Raw genomic sequence first — 26,222 nt, forward strand, 5'->3', positions numbered from 1 at the left:
GATTTTTGTTGGAGTATTATGGTGTCAAATATACTAATTAAAAATTTATTATAACTTTTTAATTGTTTTCTTGTGAATCCAACCTACTTGACCATCAATAATTTTAATTTTATTCCAATCTCCAACAGCATCCATAATTTGCACTTTGGTTCCTTCATGCAACATAAAAGTTTCTGAAGCGCTTTCTCTTGGGGCATTTTTAACTTCTACTTGTGTAGCAAATACAATTGCAAAATGAATGTTTTGCGATCTCTCATATTGATGAGCGGTAATAACTAAGGTTGTTAAACACGCTGAACTTAGAATAATTCCTAAAGTAAAGTATAATTTTTTAACACTTGGCACCGTACTAAAAAAGAAAAACATCCAAATAAGTCCTGCCAATAAAGAACATGCTACTGCAATAATTGCCCAAGTATTATATGGAAAAATTGCTAAAACAGTATCATTAAATTTCTCAAAAGTAGATTTAGGAACCGATTTTATATTATCAATAATACTTCTGTTCGCATATTCTAAATTTACTTTGATATCATTATTGGTAGGATCTAAAACTAAAGCTTTTTCGTAATGATAAATAGCTTCTGCCATATTGTTGGTTTTATAATATGAGTTTCCCATATTATAATACAAATCAGCAGACTCAAAACCTTGATGAATCACTTTTTGGTAAGCTTTAATAGCTCCATTATATTCTTCCGACTGATATAATCTGTTCCCTTGATCAAACAGCTCTTGTGTTGTTTGTGCATTTACATAACCAATGGTTAGTAATAAGATTCCCAATACAAAATTTTTCATGTTATCGGTTTTTATAAATTCTTATCTAATTCTGTGATGGCCTGTTTCGCTTTGTCAAAATCTTCTTTCATCTTTTCATCAGAAGAAGGAGCATATCTAGCAAATTCACAAGCACTAAATACCTCAATAAATTGAGTAATGGCCTCATTAGAAACACCTTTTTTAGTTAACATTTCTGCAATGCTATCTTTACTAATATCGGTGGTTTCTACCTGTAATTTGGCTTTTAAATAATTATGTAATGCTTTTTCTAAAGAACTATAGAACGTGGTTTTGTTCCCCAATTCTTTTTTAGCACTTGCTAAATATTTTTTAGTCAATTTATCAGCCTTTCTTAACTTATTTCGACTGATGTCTCTACTTAACTCTCTTTGTTTTTTTGATGCAAAAACACCTAAAGGCAATATTACCAATGGCAATAGTAACAGAATATAAAACCATTTTGTTTTGTAAAACTCTGATTTTTCAATAGGCTGTAACGTTGTTGATGTGTGTACATATCTAAAATCGTTTCCAGTAGTCTTTACCGTTTGTTTAAGCGCTCCATTACTGTAATCAGCTCCTAGACTTGTTGCCAAATCTTTTCCTTCGGTAACATCTAATAAAATTTCATCAGAAGTAATGGTGTGATATTTTTTATCGGTAGGATTAAAGTAACTAAATGAAGTTGCCGGAACTTTAAATTTTCCTTTGTATTGTGGAACCACAGTATAAGCATTCTCAATACTACCTGTTAAACCGGTTGTAGTTACGGTAACTTGCTCTTTTCGTTCTGGATCATAAACTTCTAATTCCTTTGGCGTAACAATGTTTGGTAATTCAAATAATTTTAAATTTCCTTTACCTGAAACTTTTACTTTTATTTGAGCAGATTCATTGGCTTTAAAAACAGATCTACTTGTATTGACTTCATAATTATAATCACCCACTGCACCTGTAAAATCAAGTGGTTTTCCTTCTAATGGTAAAGATTTTACCTTGATGATTTTTTTATCAGAAACCAATCTTTGACTTACATTTCGGGTAATCATATTTCCAAAAAAATCTCCTCTTCCTGTAGGAACTCCAACCACCAAATCGGCAGACATTGGATTTACTGTTAACTCACCATTTCTTTGCGGAATTAAAACTACTTTGTGTAAAACCGCATATTTCCACATTTCTCCCTTATATTTCCCATCTTTAAATTGTGGATTTTTATTATCTAAAACTTGACTCCAAAATCCTTCATAATTTGGTGGTGTATCAACATCAAAACTATTGATGGCTAGTTGATTTACATACAGTCTATATTCTGCATAAATAGGCTCTCCCACATATGGGTTTTCATCAGAAATGGTTACTACCATTTTTATATTTTGACTTGCAATATAATTAGGATCATTAGGATCTTTTGGTAAATCAACTGCATCAACTACATTTATAGTAATGGTGTTAGATACAATTCTCTTTCCTTGGTATTCTATACTTGCAGGTTCTAAAGTAAACGTTCCTTTGCCTATAGGCTCTAAAATATAAGAATAGGTTTTAGAAAAAGTACTTTGTGCCTTTCCGTTTACATATGAATAAGAATTACTAACCGACTGACTTGGACCTTGAACTACTTTAAAATTTTTAAAATTTGGAAGTTTAAAATTGTCCGCCTCTTGGTTGTTAATGTTATATTCTAATCTAAATCTTTGATTTTCACCAAGTGTTTTTTTACTTGTTCTTGCTGTTAACTCTACTTGAGCAAATAGGCTTGTACTTATGAAAAGTAAGAACAAACAAACACTGTTTAATAAAAATGTATTACCAGTCTTTTTCATTATTGTTCTCTTTTGCATTTACCTTTTGAGCATTCACTTTTTTCTGTGTTTTTTGCTCTTCGTTATTCATAGACTCTAACAATTGTTGAATTTGCTCAGGCGATAATTTAGACTCATTGGGTTGAGCAGGTTGTTGATCTTGTTTTTCATCTTCCCCTTTATCTCCCTGATCCTTTTTATCTTCAGGATTTTCTCCATCCTTTTGATCATCTTCTTTTTTATCCTTGTCTCCTTTATCGTCCTTTTTATCTTGATCTTTATCTCCTTTATTATCCTTATTCTGATCTTTATTATCTCCCTTGTTATCTTTGTCTTTATTGTCGTCTTTGTTATCCTTGTTCTTATCCTTATTATCTTTATTCTGCTGGTCTTGTTTTTCTTTTTGTTTTTTAGCCGCTACAAATTTTTCGCGCAACACATCGTCTGTAGGTTTTTTTAACAAAGCTTGTTTGTAAGACTCCAATGCTTTTTCTAACTCATTTTGTTTTTTAAAAGTATCGCCAATCAACTCACTGGTTTTAGCTTTATCTTCTTTGGTTTTGGCCAATTTATTTGCCAATTGATATTGCTCACCAGCTTCTTTATATTTTTTTTGCTGAAAATAGGCATTCCCTAAATTATAGGCTCCTTTATAATAGGTACCATCTTCTGCCAAACTTTTTTGATAAGCAATGGCAGCATCATCAAGTTTGTTTTTTTTATATAATTCGTTTCCCTCTCTTAATTGTTTTTTAGCCTCGTATAACTTCTCTTTAGGAAGCCCCGTTTCTTCTTGTGCAAAAGATGAAAACGTAGTAATGGCAAAAAACAACATCCATAACTTCTTCATTTTATTCCTTATTTTCGTTAAACAAGTTTACACTTTTTACCCATTTGGTTTTCTTTTCAAACACAAACATATCTAACACCAACCATAAAATTCCTAAACCGATAAACCATTGGAACTGACTTTTGTATTCTGAGAATTGCTTAGATTCAAATTCTGTTTTTTTGGCTTTAGACAATACCTCCATAATTTTATTTACAGAGTTTGATGTTTTGTTTCCATCCACATAAAAACCATTGGCTGTTTGTGCAATTTCTTGTAATACTTTTACATGTCTTTGGGTGATGACCACTTCACCGTTTTTATCTTTTTTTAATCCTTTTTTATATCCATTAATCATGTCAGGAATAACATCACCTTTTTCAGTTCCAATACCAATGGTGATAACTTTAATTCCTTCTTCATCTAATTCTTTGGCCTTATCAACAGTGTTTTCTTCATGATCTTCTCCATCAGATAAAATGACCAAATATTTATTGGTTTGTTCATCATTATCATAATAAGTTTTAGCCAAATTTAAAGCATCATTAATAGCCGTTCCTTGACTAGAAACCATATCTGGAGAGGCATTTTTTAGAAATAACCTAGCTGCAGATTGGTCAGTAGTAATAGGCAATAGAGGGTAAGCGTTCCCTGCATAAATAATTACTCCAACTCTGTCACTCCCTAATTGATCTATGGTTTTAGAAATAATTTGTTTTGCTTTTTCTAATCTGTTTGGAGCAATATCCTCTGCTAACATACTTTTAGAAACGTCTAATGCAAAAACAATATCAACTCCTTCTCTTTTAACCGTTTCTAACTTGGTTCCGATCTTAGGATTGACCAAAGCAACAACTAAAAAGGTAATACTTAAAGCCAAAAACAACCACTTAATAGTGGCTTTAAAAGTTGAGTAATCTGGTGCTAATTTTTGAATTAAATAAACGTTTGCAAATGCTTTTTGAGTTCTTTTTTGCCACCAAAATTTATACAACAAAACAAGTAACAATAAAGGAATTATTGCCAATGCATAAAAATATATAGGTTCTTCTAATCTCTGCATAATTTATGTTTATAAAGTTTGAAAGACCAAAGTTTATAAAGTTGTTGATGTTATCAAAAACGCATTAAACAATCTAACATTTATCTCCATCTCTTAAACTTTCTTTTTATTTAACTTAATACTTTACGAACTTTTTAACTTGTTACTTTCTAACTTATTTTTATATAAAACTTTTAAACAATGTGTTTTTTAATAAATACTCTATGACCAACAAGAGTAAAGCAGCAATAACTAAATTTCTATACAACTCATCGTAATTATAGTATTTAATATCTTCAATCACTGTTTTTTCCAATTTATCAATCTCTTCATAAATGGTTTTTAACTTATTATTTGAAGTTGCTCTAAAATATCTCCCGCCAGTTTCCTCAGCAATGTAGGTTAATAACTTTTCATCAATCTCAACTTTCATTGGTTTGTATATTAAGTTACCATTGTAGTCTTGTGCATAAGGCATTTCTGCCATTCCATTGGTTCCAATACCAATGGTATATACCTTAATTCCTAAACCTTTGGCTAATTCTGTTGCCAACTTAGGATCTACAGAACCTGCAGTATTTACACCATCTGTAAGCAAAATAATTACTTTACTTTTTGCGGTACTTTCTTTTAATCTATTAACAGCTGAACCCAATCCCATTCCAATAGCTGTACCATCTTGAATACCTCCATATTCTATAGATTGAATGGTTCTTTTTACAATAGATTTATCAGTGGTAATAGGCGTTTTGGTATAGCTTTCTCCTGCATAAACCACAATTCCTATTCTATCATTTGGGCGTTTGTCTACAAAGTCTTCTGCTACTTCTTTTAGCGCTTCAAGTCTATTTGGCTTTAAATCTCTAGCCAACATAGATCCTGAAACATCAGTTGCCATCACAATATCAATTCCTCTGTTTTTTTTGCTTTTAGTAGTAACACCAACATTTCTAGGTCTTGCTAAAGCCACTATTAACAAAACCAAAGCCAACAACCTAAAAACCCATAAAGCCCTATAGAGATAAATATAAACACCTGGAGATTGCATTGCTTTTGTTGATGCAATAGAAAGTTTTGCTTGATTTCTATTTCTACTGATATACAACCAAAATCCTAAAATAGGAATGATGATTAATAGCCATAAAAAAGCGGGTTGGGTAAATTCAAAATTACTGTTGCTCATCATCTTTTACTTCTTGCTTTTTAGATTCTACTAATTGGTGTATGGTTTCTATAATTCTAGACGCATTGGATTGATGTCCTTTAATTTCCATTTCAACAGGTTTTTGTTTGGCAAACTTTACAAAATCTGCTTGAGATAATAAGTCTCTTAAATTTTCTAAAGTATCCTTATCTAAACCTAATTTTTGTTGTTTATTTTCATTAATCAACAAACTCATTAACTCGTCAGTCGTAGTTTCTAATGCCTGAACAAGTAATTCATTACCAATATATTTTCTAACAATATCGGTTAGTTCAGAATAATACTCCTTAACCTTGTTATTTTGCCATAATTGCTTTTTTTCTAAGTTTTTCAACTCTTTGGTTGCTTCTATGTAAGGAGGAATCACCACTTTTTTAACTTTAACAGGCTCTTTTTTATTGCGGAACAAAAAGTAAAGTCCAACCATAAAAGCAATCACTGCCAAACCTACGTATACATAATTTTTAATTCGGTACCACCATTCAGCCAACGTATAATCTTCATTCTCTAAATCTTTAACAGCATAATGCTTTGCTAACTTAACTGTATCAACAGAAATGGTTGCAACGTTTACCAATAAAGAATCGGTAAAATAAGCTTTGGCATCAATAAAAACTTGTTGTTTTTTAATATAAAAAGTACCACTATCAAAACCAGTAATTAAATACTTTTTATACAATTGATTTTGAATAGTGTCTACAGGAAGTTCTTCTGCAACCACTAAACTATCAAGATTTTCTATTTTAGGGAAGATTACTTTTTTATGGTTTGGAGCTGAAATTGTATAAGTAACTTGTTCTCCTATTTTAATATTTGTGGTATCTATTTTTACACTTATTGATGGATTTTTTTGTGCCATCATTGCAAAACCGATACATAAAAAAAGACTTGTAATGATATATTTCATTTTACCCTCGTTGTTTAAAATACGTCAATAATTTCTTTACGTAATTTTCTTCTACACGACTACTCAATACACCGGCTCCACTCTTTTTAAAAGCATTCTCAAAATTATGTTTCCAATGTAAAAATTGTTGCTGATACTGATTTCTAACTTTTTTAGAAGAAGTATTCACCAAAGTTGTTTGTCCAGATTCGGCATCTACCATAGGAACTAGTCCAATTTTTGGTAAGGCTTCATCAAACTGATCGTAAATTCTAATTCCAGTAACATCGTGTTTATTGGCTACAATTTTTAAAGTTTGTTCATATCCATCATCCATAAAATCCGATAGGATAAAAACAATAGCTTTTTTCCTTAATACATTAGACATGTATTTTAAGGCCGTGTTGATATTTGTTTTATGACTTTTAGGCTCAAATTCTATCATTTCTCTAATGATACGCAACACGTGACTTTTTCCTTTTTTTGGTGGAATGTATAATTCTACCTCATCAGAAAAAAGTAACAAACCTACTTTGTCATTATTTTGAATGGCCGAAAAAGCCATGGTAGCAGCAATTTCTGTAAGTGTTTCTCTTTTAAATTGCTCTTTAGTTCCAAAGTTTCCCGATCCACTAATATCTACCATTAACATCATGGTAAGCTCACGTTCTTCTTCAAAAACTTTTACATAAGGTTCGTTATAACGAGCTGTTACGTTCCAATCTATGCTACGGATATCATCACCAAATTGATATTGTTTTACCTCACTAAAAGTCATACCACGTCCTTTAAAAGAACTGTGATATTCTCCTGAAAAAATATGATCAGACAAACGACGTGTCTTGATCTCTATTTTTCTTACTTTTTTTAAGATTTCTTTGGTATCCATGTTTTAATAGTACTGAGTACTGAGTAATGAGTATTAAGCACTTTCTTTGTACTTAATACTTGATACTGAGTACTAGATTAAGGTACTTCTACTACGTTTACTATTTGGTTTACAATGTCTTCGGCAGTTACATTTTCTGCTTCTGCTTCATACGTAATTCCGATACGATGACGTAAAATATCTAAGACAACTGCTCTAACATCTTCTGGAATTACATATCCTCTACGTTTGATGAATGCATGACATTTAGCGGCTTTAGCTAATGAAATACTACCACGAGGAGAGGCTCCAAAAGAAATTAATCCTTTTAAGTTTTCTAATCCGTATTTTTCTGGATAACGCGTTGCAAAAATCAAATCAAGAATATATTTCTCAATTTTTTCATCCATATAAACCTCGTTTACTACTTCACGAGCTTTTCTAATTTGCTCTAAAGAAACCACTGGATTTACTTTTTCATAAGCTCCAGTTAAATTTGCTCTCATAATTAATTGCTCCTCTTCTAACTTAGGATAATCAATTACTACTTTAAGCATAAAACGGTCTACTTGTGCTTCTGGTAATGTATAAGTTCCTTCTTGATCTACTGGGTTTTGAGTAGCCATAACCAAGAATGGTTCATCTAATTTAAAGGTTTCATCACCAATGGTAATTTGACGTTCTTGCATGGCTTCTAACAATGCCGATTGTACTTTTGCTGGAGCACGGTTGATCTCATCTGCCAATACAAAATTTGCAAAAATAGGACCTTTCTTAATAGAAAAGTCATTTTCTTTCATGTTGTATATCATGGTTCCAACCACATCGGCAGGTAATAAATCTGGAGTAAACTGAATTCTGCTAAACGCTCCATCAACCGCTTTTGCAAGCGTATTAATAGCCAACGTTTTTGCCAAACCAGGAACTCCTTCTAATAAAATATGTCCGTTTCCTAATAAACCAATCAACAACCGGTCAACCATGTGTTTTTGACCAACAATAACTTTGTTCATTTCCATGGACAATAAATCCACAAATGCACTTTCTCTTTCGATTTTTTCGCTGATAGCTCTTACGTCTACTTCCATTATTTATAAGGTTTTATTCTTAATACAGTTGTTTGCAATCAATTTGTGTACCAAAATACAACATTGAAATCAATTAAGTAAATATGACAGATTTTAAAAAAACAAAAAAGTCAAGATAATTTCTTGACTTTTTTGTTAGTATTTATGCAATAATAAAAATTATTTTAAGAATTCTTTAATTTTAAACTCCCCATTTTCTAAAACACCATAAGTATTATAAGTAATCCAATCCCCAGTGTTTACATATTTTGAATTTTGTGGCAAATCAAAAATCATAGGTAAATGACGGTGACCAAACACAAAATAATCGTAATGTTTTTGTTCTAAAATTTCTTTACAGTGTAAGATTAAATACTCTTTATCTTCTCCTAAAAAGTGTACATCTTCTGCTCCTGAAACCGCTTTATTTTCTCTAGATAAATACATGGCAAATGACATTCCTACATCGGGATGTAACCAGCGAAACAACCAATTACAAACTGGGTTTGTAAATATTTTTTTGATGAATTTATATCCCTTGTCTCCAGGACCTAAACCATCTCCATGTCCCATTAAAAAAGTTTTTCCTTGTAATATAAATTCTTTAGGCTCGTGATATACTGGAATATTTAATTCTTTTTCAAAATAATCTTTCATCCACAAATCGTGGTTTCCCACAAAAAAATGAATATCAACTCCTGCATCTTTTAGTTCAGCTAACTTTCCTAAAACCCTTACAAAACCTTTAGGAACTACATATTTATATTCAAACCAAAAATCAAACAAATCTCCCAATAAAAAGAGCGTTTCTGCATCATTCTTAATGGAGTCTAACCAAGAAACAAATACCTTTTCTCTTGGTATACTTTTTTCAGAACTTTCTGCTCCAAAATGTTGATCGGAAGCAAAGTAGATTTTTTTATTACTCAAAATTATTGATTTTGTTCTAACGCTATAACTTTTAAAATATACGGATCTCTTTTTTGCACCAACTTATAATACACTTCGTCGTTTATTAAAGTGCTAGCAAAGTTTTCTTTTAACAAATCATCAACTAATTCTTGACTACTAAATTTATAGGGTGCTATATATTTATCAAACGCTTTTTTAATTTCTGATGTAATTTTAAAATCATTAATAAAATTACTTTCGTTGTATTTATTTAACTCTTTTCTGTGAGTATCAATATAACTAGACACAAATTTATTAATCATATTTAATTCAAAATAATTAACACCATTAAGCGTGTCTAAAGGAATGAAAACATCTGGCGTAATTCCACCACCTCCATAAACCACTTTTCCTTTTGGTGTAGTGTATTTAAGTGAGTCTATAATTTTAATACTGTCTTTACTATAAAGTTCACCACTTTTATATCTATTTAATACTTCATTTTCATAATTATTAGTATCATCATATGGTTTTTGGATAGAACGTCCAGTAGGAGTGTAGTACCTTGCAATGGTTAATCTCATTGCAGAACCATCGTTAAAATCTAATTCTTGTTGTACCAAACCTTTTCCAAAAGTTCTACGTCCAATAATAGTTCCTCTATCATTGTCTTGCAAAGCTCCTGAAACTATTTCACTTGCTGAAGCTGAGTTTTCATCAACCAATACGTAAATATGTCCTTTTTCAAAAGAACCTTTGCTAGTAGCCACATTGTTTTTTTGACGACCTTTTTTATTTTTAGTGTAAACAATTAATTGTCCATCGGCTAAAAATTCATCTGATATTTGATCAGCAATGTGCATAAATCCACCTGGATTTCCTCTTAAATCTAAGACCAAATCTTTAATTCCTTGTTCTTGTAATTTGTCTAAGGCTGACTTAAACTCATCATAAGAAGTCATGGCAAAACGAACTAATTTAATATATCCTAAACTATCTGTTAATTTATAAGCAACAGGTACACTTTTAATATCAACTTTTCCTCTGGTGATATTAAAATCAATAATTTTATTCGTTGTAGGTCTATAAACTTTTACTAAAACTTGACTATTTTCTTCACCTTTTAATTTACTAAGAACATCGTTGTTAGATATTTCTTTTCCATAAAGAGTGTCTTTATCAGCCATTAAAATTCTATCACCTGCTCTAAGTCCAGCTTTTAAACTTGGTCCATCTGGAATTACTTTTTCTACTAAAATAGTATCCTTTTCTAGTCTAAATTGTACTCCAATTCCTACAAAACTTCCGTTCATAGTTTCTTGAGTATATGCTTGAATTTCTTTTGGGATGTAAGTAGAGTGTGGGTCTAACCTATCTAAAAGATCAGAAATAACTTCATCCGTAATTTTTTCAGCATCTACGTCATCAACATATTCACTTTCAATAAATTTTAGAACCGTGTTTAACTTACTATTTCCTGTATTTGAACTTACAGGATAAAAAGTTCCTGTATTTTTTACATTAAAAAAACTACCTATAATAATTCCTAGAGCTACAGAAATTCCAATAAATAGTGGAAGATTATTATTTTGCTTCATCAATATCTAATTTCAATAATTCAACACCTGCTTTTCTTAAAAAATCTATTCCTGTGGTGTCTTTGTATTCTTTTGCGTAAACTACTCTATTAATTCCAGATTGGTGAATTAATTTACTACAATCTTTACAAGGAGATAAAGTAATGTACAAAGTAGCATCTTTGGTAGATTGGGTAGAGGAAGCTACTTTTAATATGGCATTTGCCTCGGCATGTAAAACTGTCCATTTGGTGTCATAATTATCATCTTCACAACAATTTTCAAAACCGGTTGGAGTTCCATTATATCCATCAGAAATAATCATTCTATCTTTTACAATAAGCGCACCTACTTGTTTTCTTTTACAATGAGATAATTTTGCCCATTCAAAAGCCATTTTTAAATATGCAGTGTCATATTTTAATTGTTTTTCATCCAACATAGAAATCATATAAACCTGTTTTTATAAGTATTTGGTACAAAAATAGTATCTTATTGATACAACTTAACAAAAAGTTAAATATAAATGGATAATATTGTAGTGTTAACAAAGCTATAAAATAAAAAACACTACATCTGTTTTTAGTTTATTAAAAACTACTTTCCTTTTGAAGTATTTAATTTTATTTATTACGCTAATTATATCCATGGTTTCTTGCAAACCAAAAGAAGAGAGTACTTATAAAAAAATAGATTCTAATGCTATTTTTACCAATACAGATAGCATTCCCAACAATCACTATGTTGGGAGTCAAAAATGTAAAGAGTGTCATCCAAATCAATTTAAAGATTGGGAAGGATCTCATCATAATAAGTCTATGCAAAAAGCCGATAGACAAACCATTATTGCCCCTTTTGATGGAGAAGTTTTTAAAAATCAGGGAGTCACGTCAACCTTTTTTCAAAACAAGGGAAAATTTTATGTGAATACCGAAGGACGTGATGGTAAAAATCATGATTATGAAATTATTTACACTTTTGGTTTTACCCCTTTACAACAATACATTGTTTTATTTCCCGATGGACAATATCAATGTTTAAGAACTGCTTTTGATACCCAAAAAAACAAATGGTTTGATTTATATCCAGACTTTAAAGTTGTACATAAAGAATGGTTGCATTGGAGTAGAGGAGGACTAAATTGGAATACCATGTGTGCAGATTGTCACAGCACCAACGTAAAGAAAAATTACAACGAAAAAGACCATAGTTATAATACTAATTATGCCATTATTAACGTGAGTTGTGAGGCTTGTCATGGACCAGGAAAAGATCATGTTAACCATGCTTTAAAAAGTGGGAATGATTATAAAAGCGATGGAACCATGCAAATGGTTGGCTTAAACTCTAAAGAATTGGTAGATACTTGTGCAAGATGCCATGCTAGAAGAGAAAACATTACTTTATTCCACACACCACAGGGAACTTTTTTAGATCATTATTTTCCACAATTAATTTCTGAGCCTATTTATCATGCTGATGGTCAAATTTTGGATGAAGATTATGTTTATGGATCATTCATCCAAAGTAAAATGTATCACAATGGAGTGAGTTGTAAAGATTGTCACAATCCACATTCTACCAAACGAAAATTTGATGATAACAGACTTTGTATGCAATGTCATGATGGTGCTACTTTTAATGTAGAAAGTCATCACAAGCATAAAATGGGAACCGAAGAAGCTATGTGTATCAACTGTCATATGCCTGGAAAATATTATATGGGAAATGATTTTAGACGTGACCACAGTTTTAGAATTCCAAGACCTGATTTAAGTTTAAAATATGGAACACCAAATGCATGTGTTGGATGTCATAAAGACAAAAATGATCAATGGGCTTATGAAAATTTTGTGAAACTTTATGGAGAGCCAAAAAAGAATCATTTTTCAGATAAATTAGCTCCAGGAATAAAAGGTGAAGTAGGAGGGAGAGATAGTTTAATGTTATTGGCTCACGATACTATTTATCCTAATATGGCTAGAGCCTCAGCTGTCTCCACCCTTAGAAATTATACTGGACAAATTAATGTATCTGAAGTCTTAAAATTTTTAAAAGATACATCCCCATTAGTAAAAGGAGCTACTGTAGATTTAATCTCTGATTTAAATTTAAGAACAGAGCATTACAAATCTGTTTTACCTTTATTAAAAGATGCCAAAAGAGCTGTACGTGTAAAAGCATTTTTTGCATTAAGCAGTGTTGATTATGCTAAAATACCTGAAGATTATAAAGATATTTATAACAAAGTTAAAATAGAATTTGCCAATCAATTAAAAGCTACGGCCGAGTTTAGTGGTGGAAGAATGAAACGTGCTCAATATTATTTAAACAATGGTAAAACACAAAGTGCTATTAAAACTTTAGAAGAAGCTTTGGTTTTAGATCCTATCAACAATATTGTAAGAACTACCTTGGCTAATTTATATTATCAAGTAAAAGATTATCAAAAATCTGAAAAAGCTTACAAAACCATTATAGAACAAGAACCTGGTTATGGATTAACCAATTACAATTATGGTTTGTTATTAAACGAATTAGGTAGGTCTAAAGAAGCAATTGTTCAGTTACAAAAAGCTATTAAATATATGCCAGAAAATGACAGGATAGCTTATAATTTAGCTTTGTTATATTTTAAAGATACTCAAACCCAAAAAGCTATTACTGTTATAGGTATCCAACTAAAAAGAAGTACTAATAATACTGATTTAATTTATTTGATGGCTTATATATACAATGAAACAAATCAAAAAGAAATGGCTAAAAAGTATGCTAAACAGCTTTTAGAGTTAGCACCAAATAATCAGCAATATCAAAACTTTTATCAAATTTTAAATCAATAATATGCTACTTGAACTTTTATTTACTTTTTTAATTTTAGGTATTGTATTTACTTCTACAAAAGCCTTTGTTTGGTTTGCTAGAAAACGAATGAATGCTATAAAATACATGAACAAAAACCAACACAATCCTTGGTTTAGAATTTTGAAAAAACATAAGTTTTAAAAAAAAAAAGCCTCTGAAAATTCAGAGGCTTTTTTATATATAATTTAAGCTAAAAATTAATATTTAATTATTTTTATGACGTAACTATTAATCCCATTATTTAGTTTTAGTATATAAACTCCTGCTAAAAGATTTTGACCTACTTCACATGAGGTTTTTGCTGCACCTGATTCTATTTTTTTTCCATCAAAGCCATAAATATCATAAGTAAAATCTCCATCCATTTCAACTAAAAAGAATGAATTACTTGGGTTAGGAGAAACTTTAAGACTTTTTGGAAACAATGCAACATCAGAAATACCTAATGAAAGATTTTTTAATTCTCCAAAGTATCCTTTTAAAGGAATCATATCTTTTGGAACATTAAGAGAAGACCATTCTAGCTTGGTTGTTACATTATTAGAAGAACTATAAGAACCCTCTACGCGAATATCATACTTATAGCTTGGATATAAATTTAATGTAGTTGTAAATTCTTGTTCTACAGATAAATCTCCTGTGTCTATTTTTAACTCATCATTAATATAAACTTGTACATTTCCATTTGATGTTAAATGAAGTGTATATTCTTCTGGTTGCTGAATTTCTAACTGTCCTGTCCATTTAATATTTATATTGTCTCCATAAGCCGAGTAATCCATATTATAAAGATCTATAGCATCTAATTCCTCAACTACAGGATGGTCTAAATTATTATAAACTACCTTTTGTAATCCATTACCATTTGGTTTTTTAGAACGTTCTAATAAATAATAAGGAACTATGATTTTACCATCTTTATCTGCATGTGTAAATACAAAAGATAATATATCATTTTCAAGTAATGCTTCTCTATCAATTAGTGGTTCATTTATAACAGTTCCAACTTCATTTACATCCATTTCAGTCCAATTTTGCCAATTATTTTCAGCTGAAGCAAAATAGACTCTATAATCAGAAGCTACTACATAAAGATTGTTATTTCCATCAACTGCTATTTCTGCTCTATTACGTTGAGAACGAGCAATTACGTCACTACGCCATGACCCAGATTGATCTTTGTAAATATGTCTAAGATATCCCTTATTAATTCTAAAATCCCAAAAATTATTACTATTAGAATCACTCTCCATGATATAAGATTGAAGTATATGAATTCCTCCATTACTATCAACTGCTTGAGATTCCTGATTGATTAATCCTCTATTAGTTCCTATATCCCAAATTTTTAATCCTGGTCTTGATTGTACCATAGGATCAGATCCTGCAGTCCCTACCTTTACTCCATCAGAATTATACCAAGTTCTACCATCATCATCACTATAAGCATAATACACATCATGATTGGTTTGAGCATCTGGAGTTCCTCGCCATATCCATGATACATGTAAACGTCCATTAGAATCATAGTGAATACCATTAATGTATGCATTTTCATTCACTGAAGTTCCGTTTAAGTATTCCCCTATATACGTCCATTTACCATTAGAACCGTTGTATTCCCATAAAAAACTATCACCATCTCCACTCCAACCAATACGACATTCATAAATCATATCTCCATTTGGTTTCGAAACAAAACGCGGATAGGTAATATTTGAAAGGTTAACATTATCAACTAAATTTTGTTGTACAGAACCAAAAGAGGACATTTTCCAACTAGTGTCATCACTATAAGCTAAATTAGCTATAGATTTTCTGTAATGAAGTACATCATTATGATGATCAAAAGCCAAATGAATAGTTCCATCATTCTCACAAATTCCCATAGAGATTGTATAATGATTATCTGCAACGCGATTTGGACTAATAGTATAATCCGTTAATTCTACTGTTTTCCAATCACCTTCTGGTAATTTTCTTCTTGCAATACATACTCTAGAAACTTTATTCCAAAAAGTAACATATTGATAATTATTAAATGTGATGATGGCATTTTGCTGAAAAGAAGCAAAATTAGATCCTTCAAAAGTACTCGCTGCATTGGTGGTAACTACCGAAGCAGGAAGCTTAACGCTATTACTAAAAATACTAGATTTTATTTCTAATTTTCCTGTAGATGCTGTTGAAGTTGGTGTTAATACTTGAGTATTTGTAGATTCTAAAGTAAAATTATTACAAGTTATATCTATAGAATTTCCTTCTGTAGCGCTGTTAGAAACATCCGCTGTTATCCAAAAAACATTTTTACCCTGACTTAATGTTTGATTACAATTTACCGAAAAAGATTCTGTTAAAGGGGATTGATTTAGTTCTCCACAAAGTTGAGTTGTACTAAATTTAGCATCAACACCCGTGTAATAAATTTTTACATTATTTAAATCTGAAAGTGAAGTAGTTCCTAAAGCTGATAAAGCTAAATTTTTAAGCGAAAAAGGTTCTGATGCGTTTTGTGTTTCTATTTCTAAAGAAAATACTACATTGTTTGTTGAGTTATTTTTAATGAAAGCTTCTTTTTCTTTGACTACTGAACTTGAATAAGTCATTGGGTTAAATACAGTAGAAACAACATAAGTTCCTCCGTTAATAATACCATCTAAATGATTACTAGTTTGATCAGTAGCAACATTTGCTTGATCATCAAAATTCCAATATCCATATAAACCTGTTTCTGAACCCGTTAATTTTTTATTTTTATTATCTACTATTTCTTGAGCTGTTCTTTCTGTGGTCCAAACCCTTACTTCATCAAAATATCCTTGAATTGTTCTATCATTTGTTGCTGCATCCCATCCTATATATAGTCCAGAATCAAAAGGCAACATTGCTGGTACCTCTTCGGATGTTGTTGGAATTCCATTTACATAAAGTATCATTCCTGTTGAAGTGACCACCCAAGCCACATGATTCCAATCATTAAAATTAATATTATTAGCAGCTACCGCATTAACTCCATCATTTGCTATTCCTCTGAAGGAATTTGGATTTGTCCATCTATCAAACTGAATTCCTCCATTAGTGTTTGTTCCTCTGTAATAAAACAATCCACCATAATTATTTTTTGCTATAGGATACACCCAAGCTTCTATGGTTACAGGATATGATGTAAGGTTTAATCCAGGCAAAGCAACATTACTAACATTACCGTCTGAACCTCCTGGTAAACTAATAGCGTAATTTGTTTGTGCATTTGTTATAGAAGTGAAAAACACTAATATTATTATAATAAGTTTAACAAAGTATTTTTTTTTCATTTTAATAAAGTTTAATAATTTCTATCATAATCCTTTAAATCAAAATTAATTAAGTAATAAACCTAAAAAGGTATCAAATTCATAAAAAAAAGGGTAATTAATAATAATTTTCTTCTTTTATAAAATAATTATTAATTTTTCATGATCTGCTTAATCATAAAAAAAGCCTCTGAAAATTCAGAGGCTTTTTTTATTTATGATCTTAATTATAATTAACAACCACAAGGAATTTTATCAATTCTGGTTTGGTGACGACCACCTTCAAATTCAGTATTTAAAAAAGTTTCTACCATTTCTAAAGCTTGAGGAATGGCAGTAAATCGAGCAGGAATACATAAAACATTTGCATTGTTATGTTGTCTTACCAACAATACAATTTCTTTAGACCAACACAAACCAGCTCTTACATTTTTATATTTATTAGCAGTCATAGCAACTCCGTTTGCAGAACCACAAATTAAAATTCCAAAATCTACTGCTTTGGTATCTACATCGTTTGCCACTTTATGAGCATGATCAGGATAATCAACACTATCTAAAGTATCAGTTCCATAATTTACAACTTCAATACCTTTTTGTTCTAATAATTTAACAATAGCTAATTTATAATCTGGACCAGCGTGATCGTTTCCTATGGCTATTTTCATTTTAATATATATTTAATTTTAGACAAATTTACGCAAAAAAAAGACTACAGCTCTGCGTTGGTTCTAATTCTACGTTTGGTAACACTATATCTACGTACAATTAATCTAGATCCTTTATTATAGTTAGTATAATTATATATCCAACTGATTAAAATCACCAATCGGTTTCTAAATCCTACTAAAGACATTAAATGAACAAACATCCATATAAACCAAGCAAAAAACCCACCGAATTGTAATTTTTTAATATCTGCCACAGCTTTATTTCTACCAATGGTTGCCATAGAACCTTTATCTTTATATACAAAAGGTTTTAAACTAGTTTCTCCTTTTAAAATTTTAGGAAAGTTTTTAGCTAGATTTTTAGCTTGTTGAATAGCAGGTTGAGCTACTTGTGGATGTCCTCTTGGATAATCATCAGATATCATTAAAGCTACATCACCTAAAGCAAAAACATCTTTAAAACCTTTGATTTGATTGAATTCGTTTACAAAATATCTTCTAGTTCTTGGTTCAGAACACTCTTCGTTAAAACCATCAATTCTATTAGCAATAACTCCAGCAGACCAAATTAAAGTACGTGTGGCAAATTCTTTTCCATCTTTGGTAGTTGCTAGTTTACCATCGTAAGAAGTTACAATGGTATTGGTGTGGATTTGAACACTTAATTCTTTTAAAAATTTAGTAGATTTTTTTGATGCATGTTCACTCATAGGAGGCAACACTCTATCAGCACCTTCTAATAAATTAATTTGCATTAAATTAGGATCTAAATCTGGAAAATCTAAAGGAAGTACACTCTTTTTAAATTCAGCAATTGCTCCAGCCAATTCAACTCCTGTAGGTCCAGCTCCAACAATCACAAAATTCAATAAAAACTTTTGAGTTTCTATGTCTTTTTCAACCGTTGCACGTTCAAAATTTTGTAATATTAAACTACGTAAATTCAATGCCTGAGGAATAGTTTTCATTGGCATTGCATGTTTTTTTATTTCTTTATTTCCAAAGTAATTGGTTTTTGTACCCGTATTAATAATTAAGTAATCATAAGATAAATCACCAATATCTGACTTAATTATTTTGTTATCTGGATCTATTTCTTTGACATCAGCCAATCTAAAATAAAAATTTTGTTGCTTTTTAATAAACATCCTTAGAGGATAAGCAATAGAATCAGACTCAATACCACTGGTAGAAATTTGATATAATAAAGGTTGAAAAGCATGATAATTATGCTTGTTAATCATGACCAATTGAATTGGTAGTTCTCTTAATTTTTTAACCAAATTAAGACCAGCAAATCCTCCTCCAATAACTACAACTCTTGGTAAATCTGATTTAGGTACATTCATATAAGGGTATTTTAAAAAAACGCTAAATTACAAAATGACCATGCTTGTTGATCTATCTATTTTGTTTTTTTAATCTAAACAACTCATATACAGTAAAATACAAATTATCATATATTTAATAAAAACCAATATTGTTTATAAAATATGCATTATTAACACTTATTAACAGCGTATATGATAACTTATACAAATTACCTTAGAAATCAAGTAATTACAAAAAACATCAAAATGTTAATAACATGTGGTTAAAAAAAGCAAACTAAATTTTGATTTTAAGGTTTAAAAAACAATACAAGAGACAGCTAATACAATGCAAATTTATTTACTAAAAAGTTATAAACGGTTATTAACAATTTATCCACGGTTTATTAATAATTAAGCATCTACTTTTTGTAATCAAAAGAATCTATTTAATAGATGTTAACAACTGTGAATAACTAGTCTTAAAATCTTATTTTTTAATAGATTATATATCTAACAACTTGTTGATAAAGTTAAATTGATGTTAAATCAAAATTAAATTAAATAAACTTATTGTATAAATGAACAGCTTATAATAACACATCATTTGTTTTATAAATTTTTAAAAAAAAAAAATTAGATATTATATAAGTGTTGATAAGGTTTACAGAAAATTTATTTACAGAGAACATTCTGTATTTTTAATTGCTGTACCTTTATCGTAGATATAAAGAAGAAGATATATGCCAAGAAATAATAAGAAAGGTGTTTTTAAGAAAAAAGGAGGAGTGATTAAAGATCTTACACGCAAGGTTTTTAAAGTGTTGAATGAAAACAGTGGCAATCCGTTAAATTATAAACAAATTGCAGCCAAGCTTGGTTTAGAAGATCATGCGGCTAAACAGCAATTATTATTAAAGTTAGAAGAGTTAAAAGCTCAGAAAAAAATTAAAGAAGAAGATAGAGGTAAATATATTTTAGATGCTTCTAAAAATTATCACATTGGTACTTTAGATGTGACCAGTTCTGGGAATGCTTATTTTATTTGTGATGATTTTGAAAGTGATGCATTTATCAATAAAAGCAGTGTAAATGGTGGTTTAAATGGTGATACCGTTAAAGCTTATGTTTACAAACGCAAACAACGTAACAAATTAGAAGCTGAAGTTGTAGAAGTTTTAGAAAGAAAAAAAACTGATTTTGTAGGAACGTTACAATTAAGTTCAAAATTTGGTTTTGTGGTGGCTGATGACAGATCTATGAACAACGATATTTTTATTCCAAAAGATAAGTTGATGGATGCTGTGGATGGCGATAAAGTTGTGGCAAGAATTACAGATTGGTCCGGTGAGGCTAAAAATCCTTTTGGAGAAATTACCAGAGTTTTAGGAAAAGCAGGAGAACACAACACAGAAATTCACGCCATTTTAGCCGAGTATGATTTGCCATATGAATTTCCTCCTGAAGTAGAAGCTGCTGCTCAAGAATTAGATTTAAGTATTTCTGAAGAAGAAATTGCCAAACGTAGAGATATGAGAGATGTGTTAACATTTACTATTGATCCTCGTGATGCCAAAGATTTTGATGATGCTTTGTCTTATCAAGTTTTAGAAAATGGAAATTATGAAATAGGAATTCATATTGCAGATGTTTCACATTATGTAAAAGAAGGAACTATTTTAGATGATGAAGCTTATAACCGTGCAACATCCGTTTATTTGGTAGATAGGGTAGTACCTATGTTACCAGAAATGTTATCTAATGGAGCTTGTTCTTTAAGACCTGAAGAAGAAAAATTAACTTTTTCTGCGGTTTTTGAATTGAATGAAAAAGCAGAAATTGAAAAAGAATGGTTTGGTAGAACGGTTACTTATTCTGACAAACGCTTTGCTTATGAAGAAGCTCAGGTAGTGATTGAACAACCAGAAGAAAAAAATCATACCATTCCTGCAGAAATTTCTATTACTGATGAAGCTTATGATGTGGATCCAAAAATATCTGAAGCGATTTTAAAAATGGATGTTTTGGCAAAAATTATGCGTGGTAAACGTATGAAATCTGGGGCTTTGGCTTTTGATAAAGTAGAGACTAAATTCAACTTAGATGAAAATGCCAATCCTATTGGAGTGTTCTTTAAAGAATCTAAAGATGCTAATAAATTGATTGAAGAATTTATGTTATTAGCCAATAGAAAAGTGGCTGAGTTTGTAGGGAAAACAAAAGTTGGTGCAGCTAAAAAAACATTTATTTATAGAACACATGATGAACCTAACGTTGATAAATTAGAAGCATTAGGAAATTTGGTTCAAAAATTTGGATATGGAATCAATACCAAATCTAGAATGACCACCACTGCTTCTTTAAATAAATTATTGAGTGATGTACATGGTAAAGCAGAATCTAACATGATTGAAACTTTAACCATTCGTACCATGAGTAAAGCTGAATATACTACAGAAAATATTGGTCACTACGGTTTGGCTTTTGATTATTATAGTCATTTTACCTCGCCAATTCGTCGTTATCCTGATGTAATGGCTCACAGATTATTACAGCATTATTTAGATAAAGGAAAATCAGTATCTTCAGAAGATTATGAAGAAAAGTGTAAACATTCTTCAGAAATGGAAATGTTAGCTTCTAAAGCAGAAAGAGATTCTATTAAATACATGCAAATTAAATACATGCAAAACTTTACTGGAATTGCTTTTAAAGGTGTGATTTCTGGAGTGACTGAATGGGGAATTTATGTAGAAGTAATAGAAAATAAATGTGAAGGAATGGTGCGTACCAGAGATATTACAAGTGATCATTTTGCTTTTGATCAAGAAGAATATGCTTTGGTTGGACGTAAATATGGAGAAATGTATCGTTTAGGGGATGAAGTTTGGATTAAAGTAAAAAATGCAGATTTAGAACGTAAACATTTAGATTTTTATTTGATAGAGGAATAATTTTTGAGAGTTACCGTTATCTATAAAATATAGAATTTAATTTATGAAGAAATTATTTTTATTTGCTTTGTTTATTAGTAACATAGCTTTTTCACAAGACTTATTACAAAATTTAAAAACTTTTAAATCTATTGATATCAGTAGTGCTATGGATGTTGAATTGGTAGCTGCTGACACTGCAAAAATTGAAGTAACCGGAAGTGATTTAGAAAAATTAACAATTAGTGATCAAGGTGGTGAATTAAGAATATCCACTTCTTTAGACAAAAAATTCAAAAGCGATTTGATAGTAAAAATTTATTATCAACCAGGTTTAAGATATTTAAAATTGGCAAATCTTGTAGAGATCAGCTCAAATGATACTATTAATGAGAAATTTTTAGAAATAGATGCCATCAACAACGTTAAAGTTAATTTAAGCTTAAAAACTGATGATTTTATAGCTAACCTTAGCTTAGGAAGTAATTTTGTCTTAAAAGGCATTACAGAAAGTCAAAAAATTAACGCATCTACCAAAAGTTTTTATGATGCTTTTAATTTTATAAGTAAAAAAGCTTATGTGGAAGCTAAGACTTCTCAAGTAGGAGTAAACGTAACTGAGTTTTTAGATGCGAATGCCAAATATAAAGCTGAGATTGTTTATACTGGAAATCCTTATTCTGTTAACGAAAAAACTTTCCTTGGAAAAGTTATAAGTAAAAAGGAATAGGATAAATATGTTTGATTATAATTTGTTGTATATTTGTCAACGATTTAAAATTTAATTAAAATGAATGTTTTAAATATATCCCTTGGAATAATGGGAATGAACGAATGGGTAATAATAGCAATCATTGTTTTGTTATTGTTTGGAGGTAGAAAAATTCCTGAGTTGATGAAAGGACTTGGTGGTGGAATTAAAGAATTTAAAAAAGCGACCAAAGAAGAAGAAGCTAAAAAAGAAGAAGAGAAACAATAAATTTAATTGTTTTATAAAAATATACCTGCTCATTTATTTGAGTAGGTTTTTTTGTTTGTATCTATGACTAATATTGATATTATAAAAAAATCTATTAAAGATTTAAGGGGGTATTGGAGCATGGCTTTATTAGCTTCTATACCCTTAAGTTTATTACCTGTTTCTATTCAGTATGATAAAAATATTGGAATGTTACTATTGTTACTTTTTTCCGGAGCATTTAGAGCAGGATTATCTAAAGTAACCCTAAATATAGCTACTAAACAACCTTTAAAAATGTATTTAATTTTTGATGGATTCACTTACTTTAAACATTCTTTAGGAGTGTTTTTACTATCCATGTTGTTTATTGGTTTAGGATTGATATGTTTTATTATTCCTGGAATTTTGATTGCTATTTGGTTGTCTCAGGCATTTTTTATTTTAGTAGAAAATCCATCTTTAGAACCTTTAGAAATTTTTAAAAAAAGTAGAGAATTAATGAAGGGGAATGAGATAAAATATTTATCATTATTTTTAATTTTTATTTTACTCTCAGTTGTTTTAATTATTTCAAATCTTGTATTGTTAACGTTGTTAATTACTCCAATACAGTATGTTGTTTTTGCTAATTTTTATAGAAGTATAAAGATAGATTAGTATTGTATTTTTCCTTGTTAACTATTTATTTAGTTATTTGGTCGATTTTTATAAAAGTTAAAATAATATTTCAGATATTTTTCATAGTTTTAAAACAACATGAAAAACAAATTTGTTTTTATACTCGTATTACTTTACGGAACAACATTTAGTCAAAGCTCGATAGGTTTTATAGATAATTACTCAGGTATTCAATCTGTTATATATAACCCTGCCAATATTTTAGATACCCCTTATAAGTTGGATGTTAATATAGTTTCATTAAGTGGAAATATTGGTAATCAATATATATCTGTAAATCCTTTTAAAATTATTAGTGATCTTAACTTTGGTTTAAATAATATTAAACCTACTTACAGTGCTTTTAAATACAATAGAAAACTTACTTCTCGTTTTGGTATTAAAAATTTAAATAGTTATACAATATCAAGTGAATCGTCTTCAAATAGAAATGCTTATGGGAATGTTACTGTTTTAGGTCCTTCATTTTTATGGACAATTAATAAATACAACGCAGTAGCCTTTACTAGTAGTATAAAAGCTTATGGACATGCTTTTAAGTTAAATAGTATATTATATAATAATGTTACCAATAAATCTTATTCAAATGTAAGTATTAATTCCATAGAAGAACTTCAAACATTAAAAGATAATTTAGGAATTACTCCAAGGAATTATTCACAGGTTTTTTCTTGGTTTGAAGCCGGTTTTTCTTATGCTGGAGTTATTAGTCACACGGCAAGTAATTTTCTAAAATTTGGTACCACTTTAAAATTATTAAGAGGTATTAGAACTGGAGCCATCTATTCTAGTGATTTAAATTTAGATTTTCAATTCAATCAAAACGACCCTCAAAATAGTACTTTAGATTTTACAGGAAATATTACCAATCTTTATTCTAGAGTAGGGGCTAATTTTGGAATGGGCTTAGATATTGGTTTTGTTTATGAAAAAAGAGATAAAACATTTCCAATAAATTTAAGAGATCGATATGGGAATATCTATTTTGCTAAAGCACCTTATTCATATAAAATAGGGGTTTCAATTACTAATTTAGGTTTTTTAAAATACAATAATGTTCATACAAATTTTGATCAACCTAACCAAATAAATATTGATTTAACTTCTCAAAACTATTCTTTTAGAATTAAAGATTATTTAGCAATTAATAATTTAGAGACGAATACAAAAAGATACTTTTTACCTAGCACTGCTAGTGTAAACTTTGATTACCATTTGTATCGTCGTTGGTTTTTAAATACCAATTTTGATGTATTTATGTTAGCATATGATCATAATAAAAATATCAAATACGTTTCAAATTTAGTGGTAAGTCCCCGTTATGAATCAAGACATTTTTCTGCTTTTTTACCTATGAGCATTAATAAATTTGGAGTTTTTACAGCAGGCATTGGTTTTAGAACGGGATATTTTTTTGCTGGTAGTTCTTCTATTTTTACCAACGTATCTAATTACTCAAAAGCAGGTAATTTTTTCTTAGGATTTAAAATTCCTATTTACAATAAAAAAGCAATCAAAGAATATAAGAATTCTTTAAATCATAAACTTATCTCCCCTCCAAAACTAAAGAGTAGGAGATAAGTGATGGATGAAATCTTTATTTATTTTTATCAGAACTTTCTTGAATTTTGTTAGCAGCAACCAAACTTGTAACCATATCATTTAACATGCTACTAGCTGCATTAGGGTTGTTAGGCAACAAAATTAAATTACTATTACTTTCTGATCCTATAGATTGTAAAGTGTCATAATGTTGTGTAATTACAATTAATGCAGATGCTTCTTGGCTGTTAATTCCAGCTTTGTTTAATACATCTACAGATTCTTCTAAACCACGAGCAATTTCTCTACGTTGATCTGCAATACCTTTTCCTTGTAGTCTTTTACTTTCTGCTTCACCTCGTGCTCTTTCTACAATTGAAATTCTTTGTGCATCTCCTTCAAACTGTGCAGCAATTTTTTCACGTTCTGCTGCATTAATTCTGTTCATGGCAGCTTTTACTTGTGCATCAGGATCTATGTCTGTTACTAAGGCTTTAACAATGTCGTATCCATAGCTTAGCATGGCTTCTTTTAATTCTCTTTGTATCGCTAAGGCAATGTCATCTTTTTTTTCAAAAACATCATCTAATTTCATTTTAGGCACTTCTGCACGAACCACATCAAAAATGTATGCAGTAATTTGATCATGTGGATTTTGTAATTTGTAAAAAGCATCTTCAACTTTTTCTCTTAAAATTTGAAATTGAACAGATATTTTCATCTGTACAAATACATCATCTTTTGTTTTGGTTTCTACCAATACATCTAATTGCTGAATTTTTAAACTTACTCTTCCAGCAATTTTATCTATTAAAGGAATTTTAAAATTTAAGCCGGCTTGTCTTGTTCCAACAAATTTTCCAAATCTTTCTACAATAGCAGTTGTTTGTTGTTGAACGGTAAATATTGCTAATACTAATAATATAATTATTGGTATTAAATAAGTTAAGTTACTTAGTAATGATTCTAACATGTTGTTTTTCTTTTAAAGATAGTCTTTTTTATATACAAAAAGCC

The 26,222-nt window shown here is 29.9% G+C and carries 21 protein-coding genes; 6 read left to right on the forward strand and 15 right to left on the reverse strand.

Going from position 1 to position 26,222, the window contains the following annotated elements:
• Positions 1-48 precede the first annotated feature (48 nt).
• The 11 genes from BUB70_RS02440 to BUB70_RS02490 form a co-directional block, all read right to left on the reverse strand.
• A complete protein-coding gene (locus BUB70_RS02440) occupies positions 49-801 on the reverse strand; it encodes a tetratricopeptide repeat protein (protein WP_073118089.1) in 753 nt (250 codons plus the stop codon).
• Between the two features lie 11 nt (positions 802-812).
• Entirely contained in the window at positions 813-2,609 is a 1,797-nt protein-coding gene (locus BUB70_RS02445; RefSeq protein ID WP_073118090.1) for a BatD family protein, read from the reverse strand.
• A complete protein-coding gene (locus tag BUB70_RS02450; protein ID WP_073118091.1) occupies positions 2,593-3,438 on the reverse strand; it encodes a tetratricopeptide repeat protein in 846 nt (281 codons plus the stop codon). Before BUB70_RS02450 ends, BUB70_RS02445 begins: the two co-directional genes overlap by 17 nt.
• 1 nt (position 3,439) lies before the next feature.
• Positions 3,440-4,480 carry a vWA domain-containing protein gene (locus BUB70_RS02455; RefSeq protein ID WP_073118092.1) on the reverse strand — a complete coding sequence of 347 codons (1,041 nt, stop codon included), beginning with the start codon at positions 4,478-4,480 and terminating at the stop codon, positions 3,440-3,442.
• Positions 4,481-4,640: 160 nt separating this feature from the next.
• Positions 4,641-5,642: a vWA domain-containing protein gene (locus BUB70_RS02460; protein ID WP_073118093.1), complete on the reverse strand. Its 1,002-nt coding sequence runs from the start codon at positions 5,640-5,642 to the stop codon at positions 4,641-4,643.
• Entirely contained in the window at positions 5,629-6,570 is a 942-nt protein-coding gene (locus tag BUB70_RS02465; protein ID WP_073118094.1) for a hypothetical protein, read from the reverse strand. The genes BUB70_RS02460 and BUB70_RS02465 overlap by 14 nt, the downstream gene beginning before the upstream one ends.
• A gap of 1 nt (position 6,571) precedes the next feature.
• Entirely contained in the window at positions 6,572-7,438 is an 867-nt protein-coding gene (locus BUB70_RS02470) for a DUF58 domain-containing protein (RefSeq protein ID WP_073118095.1), read from the reverse strand.
• A gap of 77 nt (positions 7,439-7,515) precedes the next feature.
• The gene (locus tag BUB70_RS02475; RefSeq protein ID WP_073118096.1) at positions 7,516-8,505 is read right to left on the reverse strand and encodes an AAA family ATPase; all 990 of its coding nucleotides are present in this window, start codon (positions 8,503-8,505) and stop codon (positions 7,516-7,518) included.
• Positions 8,506-8,664: 159 nt separating this feature from the next.
• Positions 8,665-9,417: a UDP-2,3-diacylglucosamine diphosphatase gene (locus BUB70_RS02480; RefSeq protein WP_073118097.1), complete on the reverse strand. Its 753-nt coding sequence runs from the start codon at positions 9,415-9,417 to the stop codon at positions 8,665-8,667.
• On the reverse strand, positions 9,417-10,973 hold the full coding sequence (locus BUB70_RS02485) for a S41 family peptidase (protein WP_073118098.1): 1,557 nt from the start codon (positions 10,971-10,973) through the stop codon (positions 9,417-9,419). The genes BUB70_RS02480 and BUB70_RS02485 overlap by 1 nt, the downstream gene beginning before the upstream one ends.
• The gene (locus BUB70_RS02490; RefSeq protein WP_073118592.1) at positions 10,960-11,394 is read right to left on the reverse strand and encodes a deoxycytidylate deaminase; all 435 of its coding nucleotides are present in this window, start codon (positions 11,392-11,394) and stop codon (positions 10,960-10,962) included. The genes BUB70_RS02485 and BUB70_RS02490 overlap by 14 nt, the downstream gene beginning before the upstream one ends.
• A 166-nt stretch (positions 11,395-11,560) precedes the next feature.
• Between BUB70_RS02490 and BUB70_RS02495 the strand changes: the two genes are divergently transcribed.
• Positions 11,561-13,795, forward strand: coding sequence for a multiheme c-type cytochrome (locus BUB70_RS02495; RefSeq protein WP_073118099.1), 2,235 nt, complete (start codon positions 11,561-11,563; stop codon positions 13,793-13,795).
• A 219-nt stretch (positions 13,796-14,014) separates the two neighbouring features.
• Here the strand turns inward: BUB70_RS02495 and BUB70_RS02500 are convergent, their stop codons facing one another.
• From BUB70_RS02500 to BUB70_RS02510, 3 genes are all read right to left on the reverse strand, one after another.
• Positions 14,015-17,131, reverse strand: a complete 3,117-nt coding sequence (locus BUB70_RS02500) for a BNR-4 repeat-containing protein (protein WP_073118100.1) — start codon at positions 17,129-17,131, stop codon at positions 14,015-14,017.
• Between the two features lie 212 nt (positions 17,132-17,343).
• Entirely contained in the window at positions 17,344-17,778 is a 435-nt protein-coding gene (gene rpiB, locus BUB70_RS02505) for a ribose 5-phosphate isomerase B (RefSeq protein WP_073118101.1), read from the reverse strand.
• A gap of 44 nt (positions 17,779-17,822) precedes the next feature.
• Complete coding sequence (locus BUB70_RS02510) at positions 17,823-19,130, reverse strand: NAD(P)/FAD-dependent oxidoreductase (protein WP_073118102.1); 1,308 nt, start codon at positions 19,128-19,130, stop codon at positions 17,823-17,825.
• A 704-nt stretch (positions 19,131-19,834) separates the two neighbouring features.
• On the opposite strand from BUB70_RS02510, the gene rnr reads away from it, so the two are divergent.
• The 5 genes from rnr to BUB70_RS02535 all read left to right on the forward strand — a co-directional run bounded on the left by rnr (position 19,835) and on the right by BUB70_RS02535 (position 25,244).
• Positions 19,835-22,045, forward strand: coding sequence for a ribonuclease R (gene rnr / locus BUB70_RS02515; RefSeq protein WP_073118103.1), 2,211 nt, complete (start codon positions 19,835-19,837; stop codon positions 22,043-22,045).
• A 43-nt stretch (positions 22,046-22,088) separates the two neighbouring features.
• Positions 22,089-22,754 (forward strand): GIN domain-containing protein, encoded by a 666-nt coding sequence (locus BUB70_RS02520; RefSeq protein WP_073118104.1) that lies wholly within the window; start codon positions 22,089-22,091, stop codon positions 22,752-22,754.
• A gap of 60 nt (positions 22,755-22,814) precedes the next feature.
• On the forward strand, positions 22,815-23,003 hold the full coding sequence (locus tag BUB70_RS02525; protein ID WP_073118105.1) for a Sec-independent protein translocase subunit TatA/TatB: 189 nt from the start codon (positions 22,815-22,817) through the stop codon (positions 23,001-23,003).
• Positions 23,004-23,066: 63 nt separating this feature from the next.
• The gene (locus BUB70_RS02530) at positions 23,067-23,642 is read left to right on the forward strand and encodes a DUF975 family protein (RefSeq protein ID WP_073118106.1); all 576 of its coding nucleotides are present in this window, start codon (positions 23,067-23,069) and stop codon (positions 23,640-23,642) included.
• A 99-nt stretch (positions 23,643-23,741) separates the two neighbouring features.
• Entirely contained in the window at positions 23,742-25,244 is a 1,503-nt protein-coding gene (locus BUB70_RS02535) for a DUF5723 family protein (protein WP_073118107.1), read from the forward strand.
• 16 nt (positions 25,245-25,260) lie between these two features.
• On the opposite strand, the gene BUB70_RS02540 is transcribed toward BUB70_RS02535, so the two are convergent.
• Positions 25,261-26,178: an SPFH domain-containing protein gene (locus BUB70_RS02540; RefSeq protein WP_073118108.1), complete on the reverse strand. Its 918-nt coding sequence runs from the start codon at positions 26,176-26,178 to the stop codon at positions 25,261-25,263.
• Positions 26,179-26,222: the final 44 nt, after the last annotated feature.

It is taken from the genome of Wenyingzhuangia marina (assembly GCF_900130035.1).
Classification (GTDB): Bacteria; Bacteroidota; Bacteroidia; order Flavobacteriales; family Flavobacteriaceae; genus Wenyingzhuangia; species Wenyingzhuangia marina.

Coding starts and splice junctions, on each gene's coding strand:
- BUB70_RS02440 (WP_073118089.1), bottom strand. CDS start 801: ATGAAAAATTTTGTATTGGGAATCTTATTACTAACCATTGGTTATGTA.
- BUB70_RS02445 (WP_073118090.1), bottom strand. CDS start 2,609: ATGAAAAAGACTGGTAATACATTTTTATTAAACAGTGTTTGTTTGTTC.
- BUB70_RS02450 (WP_073118091.1), bottom strand. CDS start 3,438: ATGAAGAAGTTATGGATGTTGTTTTTTGCCATTACTACGTTTTCATCT.
- BUB70_RS02455 (WP_073118092.1), bottom strand. CDS start 4,480: ATGCAGAGATTAGAAGAACCTATATATTTTTATGCATTGGCAATAATT.
- BUB70_RS02460 (WP_073118093.1), bottom strand. CDS start 5,642: ATGAGCAACAGTAATTTTGAATTTACCCAACCCGCTTTTTTATGGCTA.
- BUB70_RS02465 (WP_073118094.1), bottom strand. CDS start 6,570: ATGAAATATATCATTACAAGTCTTTTTTTATGTATCGGTTTTGCAATG.
- BUB70_RS02470 (WP_073118095.1), bottom strand. CDS start 7,438: ATGGATACCAAAGAAATCTTAAAAAAAGTAAGAAAAATAGAGATCAAG.
- BUB70_RS02475 (WP_073118096.1), bottom strand. CDS start 8,505: ATGGAAGTAGACGTAAGAGCTATCAGCGAAAAAATCGAAAGAGAAAGT.
- BUB70_RS02485 (WP_073118098.1), bottom strand. CDS start 10,973: ATGAAGCAAAATAATAATCTTCCACTATTTATTGGAATTTCTGTAGCT.
- BUB70_RS02490 (WP_073118592.1), bottom strand. CDS start 11,394: ATGTTGGATGAAAAACAATTAAAATATGACACTGCATATTTAAAAATG.
- BUB70_RS02500 (WP_073118100.1), bottom strand. CDS start 17,131: ATGAAAAAAAAATACTTTGTTAAACTTATTATAATAATATTAGTGTTT.
- rpiB (WP_073118101.1), bottom strand. CDS start 17,778: ATGAAAATAGCCATAGGAAACGATCACGCTGGTCCAGATTATAAATTA.
- BUB70_RS02510 (WP_073118102.1), bottom strand. CDS start 19,130: ATGAATGTACCTAAATCAGATTTACCAAGAGTTGTAGTTATTGGAGGA.
- rnr (WP_073118103.1), top strand. CDS start 19,835: ATGCCAAGAAATAATAAGAAAGGTGTTTTTAAGAAAAAAGGAGGAGTG.
- BUB70_RS02520 (WP_073118104.1), top strand. CDS start 22,089: ATGAAGAAATTATTTTTATTTGCTTTGTTTATTAGTAACATAGCTTTT.
- BUB70_RS02525 (WP_073118105.1), top strand. CDS start 22,815: ATGAATGTTTTAAATATATCCCTTGGAATAATGGGAATGAACGAATGG.
- BUB70_RS02530 (WP_073118106.1), top strand. CDS start 23,067: ATGACTAATATTGATATTATAAAAAAATCTATTAAAGATTTAAGGGGG.
- BUB70_RS02535 (WP_073118107.1), top strand. CDS start 23,742: ATGAAAAACAAATTTGTTTTTATACTCGTATTACTTTACGGAACAACA.
- BUB70_RS02540 (WP_073118108.1), bottom strand. CDS start 26,178: ATGTTAGAATCATTACTAAGTAACTTAACTTATTTAATACCAATAATT.